Annotated in this window: 12 protein-coding genes and 1 rRNA gene; 1 reads left to right on the top strand and 12 read right to left on the bottom strand. The window is 40.8% G+C overall.

The genetic code is table 11. The features are described from left to right. Positions 1–375 precede the first annotated feature (375 nt). On the top strand, positions 376–1,290 hold the full coding sequence (locus tag BM294_RS09600; RefSeq protein ID WP_091207477.1) for a LysR family transcriptional regulator: 915 nt from the start codon (positions 376–378) through the stop codon (positions 1,288–1,290). 15 nt (positions 1,291–1,305) lie between these two features. Here BM294_RS09600 and BM294_RS09595 read toward each other — a convergent pair whose 3' ends face one another. The 12 genes from BM294_RS09595 to BM294_RS09540 all read right to left on the bottom strand — a co-directional run. Further along, the gene (locus BM294_RS09595; protein WP_091207475.1) at positions 1,306–2,007 is read right to left on the bottom strand and encodes a response regulator transcription factor; all 702 of its coding nucleotides are present in this window, start codon (positions 2,005–2,007) and stop codon (positions 1,306–1,308) included. Between the two features lie 105 nt (positions 2,008–2,112). After that, positions 2,113–3,612, bottom strand: a complete 1,500-nt coding sequence (locus tag BM294_RS09590) for a tripartite tricarboxylate transporter permease (RefSeq protein WP_091207472.1) — start codon at positions 3,610–3,612, stop codon at positions 2,113–2,115. A gap of 15 nt (positions 3,613–3,627) precedes the next feature. Continuing rightward, positions 3,628–4,131 (bottom strand): tripartite tricarboxylate transporter TctB family protein, encoded by a 504-nt coding sequence (locus BM294_RS09585; protein WP_242944500.1) that lies wholly within the window; start codon positions 4,129–4,131, stop codon positions 3,628–3,630. A 71-nt stretch (positions 4,132–4,202) separates the two neighbouring features. Continuing rightward, positions 4,203–5,228 carry a tripartite tricarboxylate transporter substrate binding protein gene (locus BM294_RS09580; protein ID WP_091207469.1) on the bottom strand — a complete coding sequence of 342 codons (1,026 nt, stop codon included), beginning with the start codon at positions 5,226–5,228 and terminating at the stop codon, positions 4,203–4,205. A gap of 195 nt (positions 5,229–5,423) precedes the next feature. Then, positions 5,424–7,616, bottom strand: a complete 2,193-nt coding sequence (locus BM294_RS09575) for an ATP-binding protein (RefSeq protein ID WP_091207467.1) — start codon at positions 7,614–7,616, stop codon at positions 5,424–5,426. A gap of 228 nt (positions 7,617–7,844) precedes the next feature. Further along, positions 7,845–8,888, bottom strand: coding sequence for an isocitrate/isopropylmalate dehydrogenase family protein (locus BM294_RS09570; protein WP_091207464.1), 1,044 nt, complete (start codon positions 8,886–8,888; stop codon positions 7,845–7,847). A 434-nt stretch (positions 8,889–9,322) separates the two neighbouring features. Beyond that, entirely contained in the window at positions 9,323–10,831 is a 1,509-nt protein-coding gene (locus BM294_RS09565; RefSeq protein ID WP_091207462.1) for an HlyD family efflux transporter periplasmic adaptor subunit, read from the bottom strand. Beyond that, positions 10,831–13,164 carry an ABC transporter permease gene (locus BM294_RS09560; protein ID WP_091207460.1) on the bottom strand — a complete coding sequence of 778 codons (2,334 nt, stop codon included), beginning with the start codon at positions 13,162–13,164 and terminating at the stop codon, positions 10,831–10,833. Before BM294_RS09560 ends, BM294_RS09565 begins: the two co-directional genes overlap by 1 nt. Before the next feature lie 6 nt (positions 13,165–13,170). Next, positions 13,171–13,902 (bottom strand): ABC transporter ATP-binding protein, encoded by a 732-nt coding sequence (locus BM294_RS09555; RefSeq protein WP_091207684.1) that lies wholly within the window; start codon positions 13,900–13,902, stop codon positions 13,171–13,173. Positions 13,903–14,076: 174 nt separating this feature from the next. After that, positions 14,077–16,374, bottom strand: a complete 2,298-nt coding sequence (locus BM294_RS09550) for a hydratase (protein WP_091207457.1) — start codon at positions 16,372–16,374, stop codon at positions 14,077–14,079. A gap of 264 nt (positions 16,375–16,638) precedes the next feature. Beyond that, the gene (locus BM294_RS09545) at positions 16,639–17,589 is read right to left on the bottom strand and encodes a LysR family transcriptional regulator (protein ID WP_091207452.1); all 951 of its coding nucleotides are present in this window, start codon (positions 17,587–17,589) and stop codon (positions 16,639–16,641) included. A 335-nt stretch (positions 17,590–17,924) separates the two neighbouring features. After that, positions 17,925–18,171 (bottom strand): 23S ribosomal RNA (locus BM294_RS09540); the annotation flags it as partial.

The following is an 18,171-nucleotide window of genomic DNA, read 5'->3' as shown; positions in this document are numbered from 1 at the left end:
AACTCCATTCTGCTGCCACTTACCAGAAAGCCACAGCGTAAAAAATAGTGTTTCGAAAATGTATCTCATCGGGGGATAAGAGAAACGTTTCATTTAGTTTTCAATGAACAGCGCGCATCTGTTTATCTATGTATATACAATATCATTTGCATTTTTATATATCCAATGCATTTATTCGATAAAAACTATGCATTGGACGTATAGTCCATTTCAAGATATAATCCATCTACAGATGATCAACGAATGAAAGCAGGTAAAAGCCCTTCAGCAACCGAAGTTCTTGCCTGCTCTCCACTTTGAAATGATATATTTATTTGTAGTTGATCAGACGACAGCTTTTCGTGAAAGAATCAAAACCATTTTCAGGAGGACGTAATGGATTTCAAGGACCTGACATATCTAATAGCGATTGAGAAGTACGGGAATATTTCGAAAGCTGCTGAGGCACTTTTTCTGTCTCAGCCTTCATTGTCAAGATTTTTACAGAACACCGAATCCTATGTGGGTCAGCCTCTGTTTAATAGAATCGGGAACAGGTATGTACCGACTTATGTTGGAAAACGATATATAGCGAGATCTAAAGAGATACTGAATATAAAAAGAGAACTTGATCAGGAAGTAGGTGATATTCTGAAACACGATTCAGGTTTACTTAATGTTGGCTTCCCTGCCATGAGAGGAACCTATATGCTGCCTTGTACTCTCCCGATTTTTCACAGCCTTTATCCTAATGTTAAAATCAAAATACACGAATCCAGCTCCAGCAAACTGAATGAACTGATACTCAGCGGAGATGTGGACCTCGCTTTCTACAATCAACCTGATGAAAACCCATATATTGAAACCGAGATCATAAGCCACGAAGAGATGGTACTTGTTATGTCTCCTGATAATCCTCTGTGTGAACTGGCTTATCCGATGGAAGGGTGCCGTTATCCTCATCTTGATTTAAAGCACCTTGAAACTCATAATCAGGGCGTGATCATGCAAAATCCGAATCAGCGTACCAGAACCATAGTAGACAGACTCTTCAGACAGCACCATGTCAATCCGAATATCATTCTTGAAACAAGTAACATTCGCGCCGAGGCAGAACTTGCTTCAAGAAATTACGGCGTCTGTTTCATCACTGAGACACATCTCAAACATATGAAACTTGATAAACCTTTAAAATATTTTTCCGTTGGAGACCCAAGCACACCGATCAACTTTGTAGCGGCCTTCCGAAAGAACAGTTATCTTCCATACCACGCGACAGAATATATAAAGATTGTCAGAGATTTTACATAACAGTCTTCAGATGCATCACATCTCTGTTTGGTCAAATCTGTAACCAACGCCACGTACTGTTTTCAGATATACAGGATTTTTGGGATCTTTTTCAATCTTACTCCTTATACGCTTCACATAGACTGTAACTGTATTTTCATCCACAACCGCTCCACTATCATCCCAGATCTGCCTGTATAGCTGTTCCTTGGTAAATACTTCTCCGGGATGCTCCATTAAAAATCTGAAAAGACTAGTCTCTCGTCCCGTGAAATCAAGTGGTTCACCGTCTTTCAGACACTCCATCTTCACTGTATCCACACTGAAGTGACCGCATTTCAGCTTTGTAGTATCAACATGAGCATAAACCTGTGTACGCCTTATCAGGGCCTTTACATTCTGGATAAGAAGTGCGGTATGGAAAGGCTTCGTCAGATAACTGTCAGCACCGAAATCAAGTCCCATCATCTGATCCGCCTCATCAGACTTACCGGAAAGCATTAAAACAGGTGTCATATCATCATTCGACCTCATATGACGAAGAACTTCATAACCGCCAACATTTTCCATCATGACATCAAGGATCACAAGACTAAACTTCTGATCACCCAAAAGTTCAATAGCTTCCTTCCCGTCAGGCGCCTCAGTCACTCGCATTCCTTCTCTTTTTAGAGCCACCCGCATAGCAAGGCGTATAGCCGCCTCATCATCCACAACCAGAATATTTTCGTTCGCCATATCCCATTCACCTAACCGCCAAAGAATAATGTTCACTTATATAATTTGAATTTTAACATAAAAAAGAACTCCTGCACATAGCAAGAGTTCCTGTCACTTATGTCATTAAGCCTTTTTCTTTGAGATTAACGGCTTAACAAACGGATATACAAGCATGATCACACATGCTGATACGATAACGAATGTGATTGGTTTTGAGAAAATACCTATGATGCTACCATTCATAAGTGTATAAGCTCTACGGAAGTTTGACTCACACATCTGTCCAAGTACGAGACCAAGAACAAGTGCTGCCGAGTTGTACTTAAGCTTTGAGAACAGATATCCGATGATACCTGCAACCACCATAAGAACAACATCACCTGTGTTGTTATTTGTAGCGTAAGCACCGATTGTTGCAAGAATAACGATAACCGGTCCAAGGATAGAATACGGAACTGAAAGAATCTTTGCAAAGACTCTTGCAATACCCATGGATACGATAACCATAACGATATTTGTGACAAACATTGATGCAAATACAGACGCAAGGTACTCCGGCTGCTGCTTGATAAGGAGCGGTCCAACCTGTACACCCTGGATAACGAGAGCTGTCATCATGATAGCCGCTGCATTACCACCGGGGATACCAAGTGAAAGAAGAGGAACCATGGCACCACCGGTAGCACCGTTGTTAGCTGCCTCGGAAGCAACGATACCGTCAGGGATACCTGTACCAAGAAGTTCAGGATGCTTTGAAACTTTCTTTTCGATTGCGTATGCAAGGAAAGAAGCGATAGTAGCACCTGCGCCGGGAAGGATACCTACAACTGTTCCGAGAACTGAAGCACGGATCATAGTCCACTTAGTCTCCCAGAGTTCCTTAATAGAAGGAAGCTTTGCAGATGTATCTCCGCCCTTTGCTGTTGAATCCTTTTCAATATCGATTTTCTTCTGCTTGTTTGTCTGCTTCAGAACCTCAGTTACTGCAAAAAGACCGATCATGACAGGGATCATCTCGATGCCTGAAAGAAGTGTTGAACTTCCGAATGTGAAACGTGCTATACCAAGCATCGGATCCATACCGATACATGCAAGGAAAAGTCCGATACAGCCTGAGATAAGTGTCTTTACTATATTATCACTGTCAAGACATGAAAGAACCGAAAGTCCGAGGAAAGATACGGCAAAAAGCTCTGAAGGACCAAACTTTAGAGCAACAGCCGCAAGCTGAGGCGAAATGAGCGCCATAGCAAATGCTGCAACAAGTCCGCCGAAAGCAGATGCAACAAGTGAATATCCAAGTGCCTTACCTGCCTCTCCTCTCTGAGCCATAGGATAACCGTCAAATGTTGTAGGCGCAGATGAAGGAGTTCCCGGAATCTTGAAAAGAATTGCAGTGATACCGCCTCCTGTTATTGATGCACAGTAAACAGATACAAGGAATGCAATGGCAACGATAGGTTTCATCGCATAAGCGAAAGGAAGTGCAAGGGCAACCGCCATTGATGCCGAAACTCCCGGCATGGCGCCGAAGATAACGCCGATAATTGTACCACCTACGATAAAGAGGAAGGTAGCAGGCGCAAATACTATAGAAAATCCTGTTACAAGTAAATCAAACATACTCTTATCTCCTCCTTAGAACGGTAATATTCTTTCAAATACAAGAGCAAGCTCACGGAAGACACCTGTTCCTCTGGGAAGCATGATATCAAGAGCACCCTGGAAAAGAATATATATAACTATGGTGATAAGAACAGCAGCTATGGCAAGCTTGGGAATATCAGGAGCCTTGAGAAGGACTCCATAGCCTATAAGGAACAGAATACATGAAGGCACGAACCCTATAGTAGGCAGTACCAGCGCAAGTACAGCTACTGCTATCATTCCAATGAAAAGCTTACTCTTAAAGAATCCGGCAACATCAATCTCCGAAGTTATGGTCTTACCCTCTGCCTTCATCTTTTTTAGTGCGGTAACTATATTAACTACAGATAATACGATCATGATGGTCAGAACGATCTGAGGCCAAAATGCGGCACCAAGCTCAGTTTCGGAAGCTGCAGCTGATGGATCAGCACCGATCATGGAAAAAAGACCAATTCCCGCAATGATTAAAAATGCTGAAAATATGATATCCAAAACATTTCCCCCTTTAAAAATACGGGGAAACAAATAACTGTTCCCCCGACAATTACATTACTTAAAACGAATTACTTTGTTCCGAAAAGTGCTGTAAGATTCTCATAGTCTGAATCCCACTCAGCCTGATAATCAGCTGTGTTGAGCCAACCCTGTCTCTGATCAAGACCCTGCTGCTTGCAGAACTCCTGGAAAGAATCAGATGCAACGGCCTTCTCAGCAGCTGCCTCAAATGCCTTTATAGCAGCATCAGGTGTTCCCGGGATGTAGAAGATACCACGTGCAGGACCATAAGTTGTCTCGTTGTTGATGTCAGCTGTTGTCTGAACATCTTCCCAACCTGCAAGTGTAAGGTGCTGATCTGTACATGCACCGATAACCTTCATATCGCCTGACTCTACCATTGCAGATACTTCAGCAGGACCCTCACATCCAAGGTTGATGTGTCCGCCTACGATATCAGCGTTGAGCTGTGAACCCTCTGTATAAGCAACAGCCTCAACTCCACCTTCAAATGCCCCCTGTACGCAAGCTGCATCAAGACCAGTGATAGTCATAACACCACACTTTACAGAACCGGGATTTGCCTTAAGGTACTCCTTGAGCTCTTCCATATTGTTGTATGGCTCATCCTTACCTGCTACGAATACGTTTACATCATGTACAAGCTGGCAAAGTGGCTTAACTGAACCATATACATCGAAATCTGTTGCTCCTGTGATCTGAGCAAGCATAGGTGACTGTGTGCAGAGAAGATATGTGTATCCGTCTGCCGGCTGTGAAGATGCGAACTGAACACCTGTAACTCCGCCTGCTCCGGACTTGTTGTTTACGACTACCTTGACGCCGATCTCATTTTCAAGAGCGGTAGCAAATGCTCTGAGAGTTGTATCAGCTCCACCGCCTGTTCCCCATGGACAAACGATCTCGATGTTGCGCTCCCACTTCCAGTCCTCAGCTGCAGCTTCACCTGAACCACCGGCTGCTTCTGTCTTCGTAGAAGATGCGCCTGATGATGAGCTGCCGCCGCATCCTGCGAGAACTGCCATCGACATCGCCGTAAGAATAGCGATAGAACCCATAAATGCTTTTTTCATAATAAGAACCTCTCCTTTCCTGTGAACATCTTTCCGCTTATATCCGATTCTCTGCGGATCGACGCCATATGCCTGACTTTTTGATGGATCAGGCAGTTATTTCGTTTCTCTAACCTATGGCGACATTATACATATACGTTCAAAGTCAAGGCAATAATTTGGGCACATTCAACAGTGACAGTTTTGTCATTTTTCTCATTCAACAAACTTTGCGTCACTTTCTCTAGGCAATATCCCGCCCCTGTTCATGGTTATCAAAGTTCCAAGCTCCTTATACAAATCCTCTACAGTTATATGCCTGTCAAAATACCCGTTATTCAGATACCACTCAAACTCAGTGATTTTTTCATCTGTTGTAAGTATCAGTCTTATCTCCGGATCCAGACGTCTGACTATCTTCAGAGTCTCAACTCCGTTCATGAGCGGAAGATGATAGGATGAAATGATCATTCCAAAATAGTCCTTCCTCTTTTCCACAATTGATATTACCGCTGCAGGATGATCAAAAAACTCCGTTCTCACACCGCTGCCCTTGAAGATCTCCTCAATTCTCCTGATATCTATGTTTTTATTGTATATAACAGCTATACGCTTAATGCTTGCTATCTTACTTGTCTTATTCTCTCCGCTATCTTCTGCAACAGGGAAATACATGCTGAATGTTGTCCCTTCATCACTGCTCCTGACTACAAGTCTTCCGCCCATTGACGTAACTATATTTTTCACCACAGAAAGACCAAGTCCTGTTCCCTGACGACTTCCCTTGGTTGTATAGAAAGGTTCGAAAATCTGTTCTATGGTTTCTGTTGGTATACCGCAGCCTGTATCGGATACCATAAGCACAGCTTCCTCACCCTCTGTCTTAAGTTCCACTCTGAGAATTCTTTTTTCAGAATTCTCCATGGCATCATATGCATTTTTGCTGAGATTTAGAAGAATATGCTCAATGTTCCCCTTTCGTGCGTACAGGTTGATGTCTTTACATGAGATCTCACTCTCAAATTTAATCCTGTGCGGTGTCAGACGTTTTACCATCTTTAATGCAGACTCGGTTTCCTCACGCAAATTAATGTTTGTAAGCTTTGCTCCTGTATCCTGTCTTGCAAAGCTCAGAAGATCCGTTGACAACTGCTTTGCCTGATCAAGAGAACCGGACATTTCATTCAGAAGTTCATGATTTTCTTCAGAAATGTCATTATCTGTTTTCAGAAGATCTACATATACCATAACCGGAGTGAGAAAATTATTGAACTCATGTGCGATATGACTTGCCATCATACCTAGCGACTGTATTCTCTGATAGTTTCTGATCTCATCGCTCTGCTTCTGTATCATCTCCATACCATCATTTATCTCTCTCAGATACTTTATTTCATTACTTTGTCTCACGATGTTCATGCAAACCGCTGTTCCGATTACAGCAAGCAGGAATATGATCAGCGTAATCAGAAGAAATATGGAAATGAACTGGGTAAGCGGCCCCGATAGTACGCTCATAGGCAAAAATGCAGTAACAGTCCACTCCTCATTTTGAATATACAGTTTTGTAAATGCACCTATCATGGTTTCCGGTACCAAAGCATTTCTTTTGATGCTATAGGATTGAATGACATCGTAACCCTCGGCAACCTGTTTCTGATAGTTTGACCATCTGAAAAGATCGTCGAATGCATCGGACTTACCGGTTGTATTCTCATGAACACTCTGAAAACCGGAAGTTCCTATTTCATCATGATAGGGATGCATGATGATTACATTTTCCGCATCCCTGATGTAGATGTATCCGGCACCGTTTATCTGAACAGGTTTAATGATACGATTGTATATTTCACTCATATCAAGCGCATATATTGCGGTATATAGTTTATTCTCCACACGAATGGTCTTTTTGATGTAAAGAGTATATTCAGAATCCTCCTTCGAAAAAAACTTACCTACTATTTCAGCTCTGTAATTCTTGAGCAGGTTTACAAGCTTTATGCCCTCATACAATTTCTCCCGGTTTTCGGTTCCCTGTGTACCGGACATGATGATATCTACGATTTCTGCATTATCATCCAGCAAAACATAACCTCGATATAAAGGAAAGCTGTCATCAATGAGATATTTGTTCTTACTGTGTATATCCGAAATTCCACCGTTTTCCTTTGCAAAAGTAACATCAATCTTGTCACGTTCCTGTTCAAGGTAGTTGTTTAAGTTATCACCTACGATCCGTGCAATGGACAGGAGCTGTGTCTCCTCCTGCCTTATCAGTACATCGCTGTATGTCTTATAACTGTTGAAATCTATAAAGACAATAAATAGTATAATTATACCAAGCATGAACAGACCAAATCTCTGTGCCATATCAGTATATTTCTGGTTGTTTTTATTAAAGATGCTCATACATTATCTGCCCCGCTGTTATTTAAAGAATCCATTAGACATTATATCCATGTTTTGTATACTTACACAACAAAAGACACAGAGCCAATCGGTTTTACCGAATAACCCTGTGTCTCTATCTCTGCTTTTTATGTTTAGGTTCAATGCCGAGTTCTGTACCCGCGCTTTATATAGATATCATACGATCATCAAAAGTCTGATACTGAAACAATCTCATCCGCTGTCATATTATGCAGCCTGAGACATGATCTTCTTAATCTCATTGATCACTGCATCTGTATATTCTGTGGTTGAAGCTGAACCACCGATATCCTTTGTTGTGTGTACACCTTCGTCCATAACATTCTTGATTGCTTCACGGATTACATCAGCATAGCTGTTAAGTCCGATATGATCAAGCATCATACATGCCGACCAGATAAATGCTGTTGGATTTGCAATGTTCTTTCCTGCGATATCAGGTGCTGAACCGTGTACTGCCTCAAACATGGCCATGTCTGTTCCGATGTTGGCAGATGGCATGAGCCCAACTCCGCCGATAAGTCCAGATGTAAGATCTGTGATGATATCTCCATACAGGTTCTCTGTTACCATAACATCGAACTTTGAAGGATCAAGAACCAGATTCATGCAGCATGCATCTACGATCATGTCCTTTGCTTCGATACCTGGATAATCCTTTGCTACCTCATAGAAAACATCCAGGAAAAGTCCGTCTGTAAGCTTCATGATGTTGGCCTTGTGAATACATGTAACCTTCTTACGTCCGTTCTGTACTGCAAAATCGAAAGCTGAGCGGCAGATTCTCTCTGACTTGTCTCTTGTGATGATCTTGATGCTGTGCATCTCATTGTCTGAAATCTTCTCCTCAACTCCCGCATACAGGTCTTCGGTATTCTCACGGAATGTGACAATGTCTGTATTCGGGAATGGTGTCGGAACCGCTGAATTTGACTTCGCCGGACGGAAGTTTGCATAAAGATCATACTTCTTTCTCATTGTTACATTGAGAGAACGGAATCCCTTACCTACAGGTGTTGTGATAGGGCTCTTAAGAAGAACCTTTGTCTTTTCAAAAGATGTAAACGCATCATCAGGAATAAGCTTTCCGTTTCTGTTGTACTCTGCTTCCCCAACATCAAATATCTCAAACTTAACGGGAACATGTGCAGCCTGGAAAATGGCAAATACTGAATCTGAAATTTCAGGTCCGATTCCGTCGCCTCTAAAGAATGTTACTGTCTTAACCGCTTTGTTCTCTGCTGCTCTCATGGCTTACCTCCCGCTTCTTTGCTCATTGTTTGTTCATTTGTGTTAGATGTCAGTCAATATTTACTTGTGTTTCGTTTGTCATCAATATCAGCTAACTTAGTATCACGATGTTTTGGACTTGTTTTGTATGTCCTTATCTCTTATGGTTCATATCATAAACCGATATTAAAGACTTGTCAACTGTGTCCTTATTATTTTTTGGAATATCTTATATAACAAACGTGAAAGTCCCGCAGAGAAACAATATAATCCAATTCAAGAGAGAAGCCCTGCAAATGTTAAAATGTCTGAATCCAATTCTCTTTTATCTTTAGAACATTAAAAAAGCGCATTCCAAATGAAATGCACTTTTAAGCTTAAATACAAGATTATGGACATAAAGGACTCATAATACATTAAGCTGTACACTTGCTGACGAAATCAAAATGAGAGATTTATTGTCCCGTATATACTATTTCCTCCACTTCTTCGCCTACATATTCTGACGCAGCAGGATCCATGATTACATGATCTCCTTCTTTTATTCCCTCCACTTCTGTCATAGTGTTATCTTTTGCTCCTGTGATTACATAGACTTTAGTCACAACACCATCTCTTATCATATAAAGATATGATCCGTCATCATCATTGTATATACATTCATTTGGAATACCTATTGTATCGGTAACTTCTTCAAGTTCAAGGGTTACATCTGCGTCAAGCCCCACTATAAGCTCATCTCTTGTGTCCAGCTTGATTTCTGCAACTGCTTTGGCCTTACCGCTTGAATCATTCTCTGCCGACTGTCCTATTCTTATAACCTCACCTGTATACTTTTTATCGCCTATTCTTACTTCTGCTTTCTGTCCCAACCCTATTGAATGGATATCATATTTGGAAACCTTCATCTTTATCAGATACTCATCGTCTGTTTCTATTTCCATGATAGGTGCACCCTTTTCAACCGAAGCTCCTTTATCTATAAAACAGGCCGTAACTATCCCATCAGTCGTTGAATTTGTTCCGGTCTCTGCTTTATTCAGTTCCTTTTCTGCATTTTCAAGAGTTCTGTTGGACAAAGCAAGCTGCTGTTCCCTGTTGTATATATCTCCGTTAGTTACAAGCATTGACTGTGCGAATTCTTTTTGAGCTCTTGCTTCAGACCAAAGCTTCAGCACCGTTTCCATATTTGCCTGCAGCTCAAGATACTTTTCATGTTTCTCAGGTTCCATTCCCTCTTCCGGAAGCGTCAGCTTATCTACCTCTATATCAGTTATCTTTCTGTTTAACTCACTTATACTTTCATAGTAATCTATAGCCTTATCTGTCTTTTTATCCACCTTCTCTTTACTGGCTTCCTCTTCATCCCCTGTAAGTAATTCTATTTTTTTCAGTTCAACCTCCGTCTGGGCAACTCCCTGCTGCTTTTGAAACATCTGGTCCTGAAGCTTTAGGATATCACTGTCATATTGTTTTTTAACATCTGCAATAAAACGATCATCACCATAACTTTCATTGGTCATGGCTCTGAGCTGTTCTTCAAGAGTGGTGTAGGTCTGTGCACAATTATTTATTTGCAGGGTTGCTGCATTCATCATACTTTCATATTTTGCCTTTTGATTGATGTCAGCATTAAGAATCTTCTTACTGTATTCAGCATCTGTCCTTGCAAGATCAACCTGTAATTTCTGATCATCCTTAACATACTGAACCAGTTTATCTCCTGCCTTAACCCTGTCACCTACCTGAACCTCTTTTGACTCCACCAGTCCGGTCACATCTGCATATATGGTTATCTTTCTGCCCCCGCTGATCTTTCCCGTTCCGTATATAACCGGATTTATGGATTTTCTCTCAGCCACTATAACGATCATAGATTCCGGCTGCATAAAATACCATACAGCCCCGGCAATGATCCCAATGCACAAAAGACATATTATTCCTCTCTTTATATACTTAATCATTATCTGACTCCTTTTAATGCATCAACCATATTAATGGTTTTTACTTTCGCCGAAATGATGGAATTTACAACTATTGATAAAACAAATGAGATAAGCACTGAGAGAAGATAAGGCATGTAACTTATCCTGTAGATATAGTCCGCCGAGTAATCCAGATTGCTCATGGCAAAAACCAGCAGTTTCTTTCCAAGTATAAGACCTGTAACGGTACCTGCACCATCGATGATTAAACTTTGCTGATTCAGTATCCAGCGTATACTTCCTGTGGAAAATCCCAGTACCTTTAATGTAGCAACCTCTCTCATCTTTTCCGCAAAGGATAAAACTCCCAGATTGTACATTACAACTATTCCGAGAAGTACTGCGATAGTCATTACGTAATATACCTCAAGATTCGTGGCCTGACTTTTCAGTCTATAGGATCTTATATACTCATCTTTGGAAAAGACACTTATTATTTCTTCTCTTTCCGTAGCATACCTTGCAGGAACAGTCATATTGGTAAACAACTGATTTGGCTTGAATTCACCGTTTATACTTTCATAGAAACGTCGTTTCATAGCTATTCCCTGTTCATAGGGTTCCTTATAAACCGTATATATCTTTACTTTGAACTTTTCTTTTACTCCCGGGATCCTGAAAGATACGGTATCTCCTATTTTAAGATCCATCTCTTCCATGACTCTCGCACTGGCTGCGACTCCCATATCCGGAAGTCTGATATATTTTCCCGAATCATCCTGAAATCTGTAAAGATTTCCTTCATCCATAACCGTGACATAATATAAGCCTCTTTTATCATCTTTAGTTATATCCGTCTGAAGCTTTTCCACCATCTGTCCCTTATACTGCCTTGAGTATTCATAAACTGTGCCGTAATCTGTTTCAGGCGCAAAACCTATTTGATAGTTCGAAGGCGTAAGTCCTGAATACTGCCATTCCACTACTCCCTTATTCAGTTCATCCATTCCGAAGGCAGTAAGCATCAGAGCCGTACAAAGCGTAACTCCGATAATCCCGGCCAATGTCCTTATTTTGTTCCTGTTAATATCTCTTATGTTCCATCTGCTGGCAAAACTGAGTTTATTCCAAAAAAATGCTTTTTCAATTATTCCTGCGCCTGCAACCGTTGGTGGTTCCGGCACCAGTATTTCCGATGCTCTTAAAGACAGAATCCCTCTGCAGGAAAGAAAATTTGTTAATGCTGACATCCCCACAACAGCCAAAATCACTATGATTATTCTCGGTGAAACTTCAAGTCTTTGATACGGGTTACAATAGTATTCCGCCATGATATCGAGTATATACTGACCAAGGCTAAACCATCCCGCCACTGCCCCAAGTATGCAGCCTAAAAGGCAAACCACAACAGAATATGTGATATAGTGCATAAACACCACCCCTTTAGCAAACCCCAGTGCTTTGAAGGTTCCGATTATGGTGCGCTGCTTAAGTACCAGTCTTGTCATGGTTGATACTATTCCCAAGAGAGCGATGGTTATAAACAGACAAGGGAATACGATTTCCAGTGTTTCATCCGATTCCATATCCCCATGCAGGGCATCATGTCCCTCTTCGTCCTTCTTTGAAACGCAGCTTATGTTAATTTCCGAAAACAGATTCTGGATTTCAAGTTTTACCGAATCTGTTTCTTTTTTATCTGCTTCGGTAAGTTCAAACTGGTTTGAAACATTTTTCAGATCAATATAAATGCTGTCAAATTGTACATACTCTCCCGGGTAATCTCCTGAGTCGAGAAAAGCATAACCATAGTCTCCGATACTCGGTATGGTATATGTGTTGTCGATGACAAAATATGAATGATCGGGATTTTCCACTATACCTCTTACCGATTCATCAAATTCAACTCCGTCACATATAAGCTGAAGTTCATCTCCGACATCTATTCCCTGTTTTTCAGCAAAATATCTGTCAATCCAGATCCCGCTCTGGTCTTTTTCATATGGAGTTCCCTTCCAAATAAGCATTTTTGAAACTTCGTTTTCTTCGATAAAATTGAACTCCAGCTTTTTTTCCTTACCCTTATGCTTTACTTTCCCGTTTGTTGTATACCGTAGTTCAGCATTTTTAACAGCCGGTAAATTCATGATGAGAGAAAGATCCTCCCTGGAAAATCCTTCTGAAGAGATCTTTATATCCATAAAATTTGTCTCTTTATAGTATTCATCCACTGAATTACCAAGTCCTGTTACCACAGCATCGAATGCTTCCATGATGAACATTGCAAAAAAGCACATCAGAAAAATAGCGAGAAACTGAACAAAATTCTCTCTCAGATCTCTAATGAGCTTTATTACAAGGTTTTTAGTCATATTTCATTACCACTCCAGATCAAATGCATCCTTTGGATTATCATTTATAACTATTTCATCTATGGTTCCGTTTTTCACCATGATAACCTTATCTGCAATCTCTGCAAACAAAGCATTATGTGTAACCATAACTACTGTTCTTTTATCTATTCTGCTCTGATCCTGCAAAAGTTTCAGAACCTCTCTTCCCGTATTGGTATCAAGTGCACCTGTAGGTTCATCGCACAGGAGAAGTCTTGGTTTTTTTGCAATAGCACGGGCTATTGCCACTCTTTGCTGCTGTCCGCCTGACATCTGTGATGGAAAGTTCGTACTTTTATCAGCTAATCCGACAAGTCCCAATGCCTCTGTGGGATCAATTATATCGATACCAAGATCCCTCATGAGATCCACATTTTCATAGGCTGTAAGTGAAGGAACAAGATTATAAAACTGAAAAATGATACCCACATCCCTGGCTCTGAACTTTCCAAGGCGTGTGTCGTTAAATGCGGTTATTTCATCATCTCCAAAATATATCTTGCCACTGGTTGCATTATCAAGCCCGCCTATAACATTAAGGAGTGTACTTTTTCCTGAACCGCTGGGTCCTAGAATAACAACCAATTCACCTTCTGTTACTTCGAGATCTATATCATGCAGAGCTTCATATACGATCTGACCGGTTTTATATATTTTCCCTACTTTCTCAAGTTTTATAAGAACCTTCTTATTTTCGACCTTAGTACTGTTTTCCATTTCATCCATACTCAGTTTTTTTATACTTATTTATTTCTTATTATATATCGGACTTATAATTATTAATTATTAATTATTAATTATTAGCATCATGTTTCACAATAGGTTTTAAATCCTTATGAACCAAATGAAAATCCCCTTTTTCTCAGTCCTGGGAAAAAGGGGGAATATGTACTACTGTATTTTTTTATAATTATTTATCAGACATCCTGAAAGGAGTATGTTTCTTTCTTCATTAGTAAGGCTGTCTAATGTAGCTTTTATACTTTTGATACTGTGCTTTATGATTTCTTCATGTCTTAGGCCCTTTAGATCTTCTTCACTCTCTATTCTTATATCCCTATCGAGAACAAATATTTCTACAGCACTTTCGCCGCTTTTCAGGATTTTCTTTATCCCCGGAATATATAGATAGGTTCCGCGAAGAATTTCAGGTTTTTCTTCAGTTCTAAGCGGCAGAAGGCCCCAATTGATAAGATTGCTTCTGTAACGTTTGGTTGAATACTCATTACTGAGGTTTGCAAATCCACCCAGTACCTTCTGGCAGGACGCCGCCTGCTCTCGACTTGAACCGTCTCCTATCTGATCAGATACTATGACAGAACCGAAGGTTACAGCATTAGCATCTTTATCAAGATTTACAGATGCACTTATTTTTCGTACTGACATGGACTGCGGAACATAATCCGGATCCTTGGAAATCATGGTAAACCCCGACAGCTTCTCGGGATTTGATCTGTAGGAACTGGCCTCTCCTGATGGAATAAGATCATCTGTTGTGACAGACCCCCGGTAGGAACCCACGACTTTAAGCAGTAAATTTTCCTTAATTGGAGCCATATCCGGCCAGTCTGCGATTCCGGGACCTCTGACAAGCTCATGCTTTTCATCTCCGTGACCAAAATTATCATAAACCTGGGCTCTATATATTCTTTCATCGAAATGATGCCTCAGGTTTCGGTAAACCACGTCACTAAGTTCATCGGCTCCTGTCAGCTTTCCCCCATTTCTTACTGTGGCTGCGATGGATCTTGCATCCATAAGACACACTGCCGACATCTGACCCTGATCAGGTTTACTTCCTTCGCGATTCGAATAGTTTCTCGTTACATGACGTATGGAAATCTGGTTGTTGGCAGGAGCATCCGTGACTCCGAAACAAGGGCCGCATATGCAGGGTCTCATAGTCACTCCTTGAATTGCAAGCTCTGAGCCTATGCCTGTTTTCATAAGATCTTCCATGATGGGAAGAGATGCCGGATTTACATGGAGGTTCAGTCCGTTTCCAGAAATACCGTAGATACTTTCATTCCCACTTTTAAGGATATCTGCCATAGCCACAATGTTTTCAAAAAGACCTCCTGCACAGCCTGATACAAGTGCCTGATCCGGATAAAAACATCCGTCTTTTATATTTGCATTCAAAGAGAATGCTTCTCCTCTGCCGCCTTTTATCTCATTGCCCCGTTCTTCAATCTCTTTCACAAATCTGTCCATATCCGATTTAAATTCACGTATGGTCACTGCATTGGAGGGGTGGAAAGGCAGAGCTATCATAGGTTCTACGCTGTCAAGATCTATCTCAATAAACCTGTCGTAATATGCTCCATCCTCAGGCTTTAGGCTGATGTAGTCATTTGCCCTGCCATGCTCCCTCAGATATTCTTCTGTAAATTCATCGGTACACCAGATAGAACTGAGGGCAGCTGACTCTGTGGTCATTACATCAATCCCCATTCTATATTCCATGGAAAGATTCCGGATCCCCGAACCTATAAATTCAAGAACACAATTTTTGCTGAATCCATTTATAAAGGTCTTGGAAATAAGCGACAGAGCCACATCCATAGAACCTACGAAAGGTTTTGGTGCACCTGTAAGTTTTATCCCTATGATCTTGGGATAAGGAATATCATAGGTTTTTCCCACCAGCTGTTTAACCAGCTCTCCGCCACCTTCACCTATCCCCATTGTACCCAGCGCTCCGTAACGGGTATGGGAATCTGAACCAAGTATCATTTTTTCTCCCCCGGCCATCATTTCGCGCATGTACTGATGAAGTACTCCACGGTATGGTGGAAGAAAGATACCGCCGTATTTTTTGACACCGGAAAGACCGAAAGCATGATCGTCCTCAAGAATGGTTCCGCCTACGGCACAAAGTGTATTGTGACAATTGGAAAGAACATAGGGCAGCTTAAACTCCTTTAATCCTGCAGCTCTTGCTGTCTGTAAGATATTCACGTAATTATTATCCGGAGACACCATGGAGTCAAATTTTATCTTGAGATTTTTCATGTCTTCACTGTGATTATGCTTTGAGATAATCCTGTAGGCCATTGTTTTCTTACGACCTTCCTCGATTTTAAGATCCCCGGATTCAATAGCAGTACCCTCAGTATTTTCATATGCATCACAGATAATCTCAAACTTTTCATTTACAAAAACTCCGTGATCAATAAGTTTAACCATATATTCTCCTATCTAAATGCATGTTTAGCTGTATATTTCAGACACGTAGTTGCAGGTCTAATCGGCTATCTGATAAATCCTGTACAAAAAAGGCCCTATAATCATAATTTGATTATAGGGACCCTGCATTCATCTGTACAATATATTGAAATGTATATTTAACATTACATATTTTCTATAGAATAGGATTAATTATATATTATGGGAGTGTCATGATGTCTGTCTCCCACTCTTGTGCGAGCACAATTGAGAGATACACTTATGTCATTTCATGGTTTCAGGCTTTATTCCCTGATATCTTGCAAATACTTCCCGCATTGTTCGTATCAGTGCCCTCTCCGCTTCATCCAGATACACGCCTTCTTTATAAACAATGTTTACATCCCAGCTGTCACTTTCTTCGCTGTAATTAAAAACTTCGAACCCGGCATTCTTCAGCGGTTCAATAGCTCTTTCCGGGACTATGGTTATTCCAAGACCTGCACCCGCAAGCTGTGTTGCTGATATACAGCTTGAAACCTCCATAACCTCCTTTGGAATATAATCGAATCTTCTGAAAATATCGTCTACCTTATGCCTTATGTATTGTCCACGCTTCATCATAATAAAAGGATAAATATTCAGCAACTTCAGATCAGCAACAGGTATTCCGTCATCTATACTATTATCTATGATCATATCTCTGCTTACCATCCCCTTTGCTGCAACAAGATATAGTTTTTCAGAATAAATATACTCGGTTTTAACTCCGGGCGGCAGACTTTCCTTTCCCCCCGGAAGTATACAGAAAGCAATCTTATCATTTATAAGATTGTTTATTATTTCCTCAGACTTTGATTCCTGAAGATAGATTTTAATATTAGGATAGCTTTTTTTAAACTCTCCTATGACTTTCGGAAGCATATACCCGGCTCTTTCAGTAGGAATGCCAATATTTATTCTCCCTTTCTGTCCATGCCCGATATCAGATAGTTCTCTTCGTAGGTTATCCTTCATAACAAGTATCTCTTTTGCCGTTTTCACATATCTTTCACCGGCATATGTGAGACTTATCGGATTGGTTCTCCTGTCAAAAAGCTTAACTCCCAGATCTTCCTCAACCTTAGAGATAATGTAGCTTAAAGAAGGCTGTGAAATATACAACTGTCTCGCTGCTTCTGTAACAGAACGGTTATCTGCTACCGCCGTTATATATGTTAATTCTCTAAAATCCATACAGTCTCCAATTCTTCAACGGAACTTTTTAGATTGTACCCATTTGAAAAGATTAAAATCAGCTCACGGTATAACCCGCCCTGTTTGTTAGTATCATTCCCCACTACCCAAAGATAGGCAGAAAGAACTAATGCATCCTAATGAAAGTCAATACACTTATAATATAATTCACCTTATAGATAATTTCTATTTCAAGTTTGATTTTTAATCAAAAAAGTCGTGTAGGTTAAACCCACACGACTTAAAAACATTATAAATCGTCACTTGAAAACTGCGTACCGAATGCAAATAACTTATTCTCAGTAATCCATCTGTTATCCAGCAACCAAACCACATTGGTCAAACCCTCGACCTATTAGTAACTATCACCTGAATGCTTTACAGCACTTACAGCTTAGCCCTATCTACCTCGTAGTCTTCAAGGGGTCTTACTCTTGCGATGGGATATCTCATCTTGAGGGTGGCTTCACGCTTAGATGCCTTCAGCGTTTATCCAGTCCCGACATGCCTACCCTGCACTGGAGTTGATCTCCAACAGGTCCAACAGAGGTCAGTCCATCCCGGTCCTCTCGTACTAAGGAC

The sequence above is a fragment of the Oribacterium sp. WCC10 genome (assembly GCF_900113415.1).
Classification (GTDB): domain Bacteria; phylum Bacillota; class Clostridia; order Lachnospirales; family Lachnospiraceae; genus Oribacterium.
The sequence above is the reverse complement of the archived record's forward strand: the minus strand, read 5'-3'. Positions and strand labels throughout refer to the sequence as shown.

What these genes read in the sequence shown, in the direction of transcription:
- BM294_RS09590 (WP_091207472.1), bottom strand. Translation starts at nt 3,612, where the DNA reads ATGTTTGATTTACTTGTAACAGGATTTTCTATAGTATTTGCGCCTGCT.
- BM294_RS09560 (WP_091207460.1), bottom strand. Translation starts at nt 13,164, where the DNA reads ATGACTAAAAACCTTGTAATAAAGCTCATTAGAGATCTGAGAGAGAAT.
- BM294_RS09595 (WP_091207475.1), bottom strand. Translation starts at nt 2,007, where the DNA reads ATGGCGAACGAAAATATTCTGGTTGTGGATGATGAGGCGGCTATACGC.
- BM294_RS09550 (WP_091207457.1), bottom strand. Translation starts at nt 16,374, where the DNA reads ATGGTTAAACTTATTGATCACGGAGTTTTTGTAAATGAAAAGTTTGAG.
- BM294_RS09570 (WP_091207464.1), bottom strand. Translation starts at nt 8,888, where the DNA reads ATGAGAGCAGCAGAGAACAAAGCGGTTAAGACAGTAACATTCTTTAGA.
- BM294_RS09600 (WP_091207477.1), top strand. Translation starts at nt 376, where the DNA reads ATGGATTTCAAGGACCTGACATATCTAATAGCGATTGAGAAGTACGGG.
- BM294_RS09565 (WP_091207462.1), bottom strand. Translation starts at nt 10,831, where the DNA reads ATGATTAAGTATATAAAGAGAGGAATAATATGTCTTTTGTGCATTGGG.
- BM294_RS09575 (WP_091207467.1), bottom strand. Translation starts at nt 7,616, where the DNA reads ATGAGCATCTTTAATAAAAACAACCAGAAATATACTGATATGGCACAG.
- BM294_RS09545 (WP_091207452.1), bottom strand. Translation starts at nt 17,589, where the DNA reads ATGGATTTTAGAGAATTAACATATATAACGGCGGTAGCAGATAACCGT.
- BM294_RS09580 (WP_091207469.1), bottom strand. Translation starts at nt 5,228, where the DNA reads ATGAAAAAAGCATTTATGGGTTCTATCGCTATTCTTACGGCGATGTCG.
- BM294_RS09555 (WP_091207684.1), bottom strand. Translation starts at nt 13,902, where the DNA reads ATGGAAAACAGTACTAAGGTCGAAAATAAGAAGGTTCTTATAAAACTT.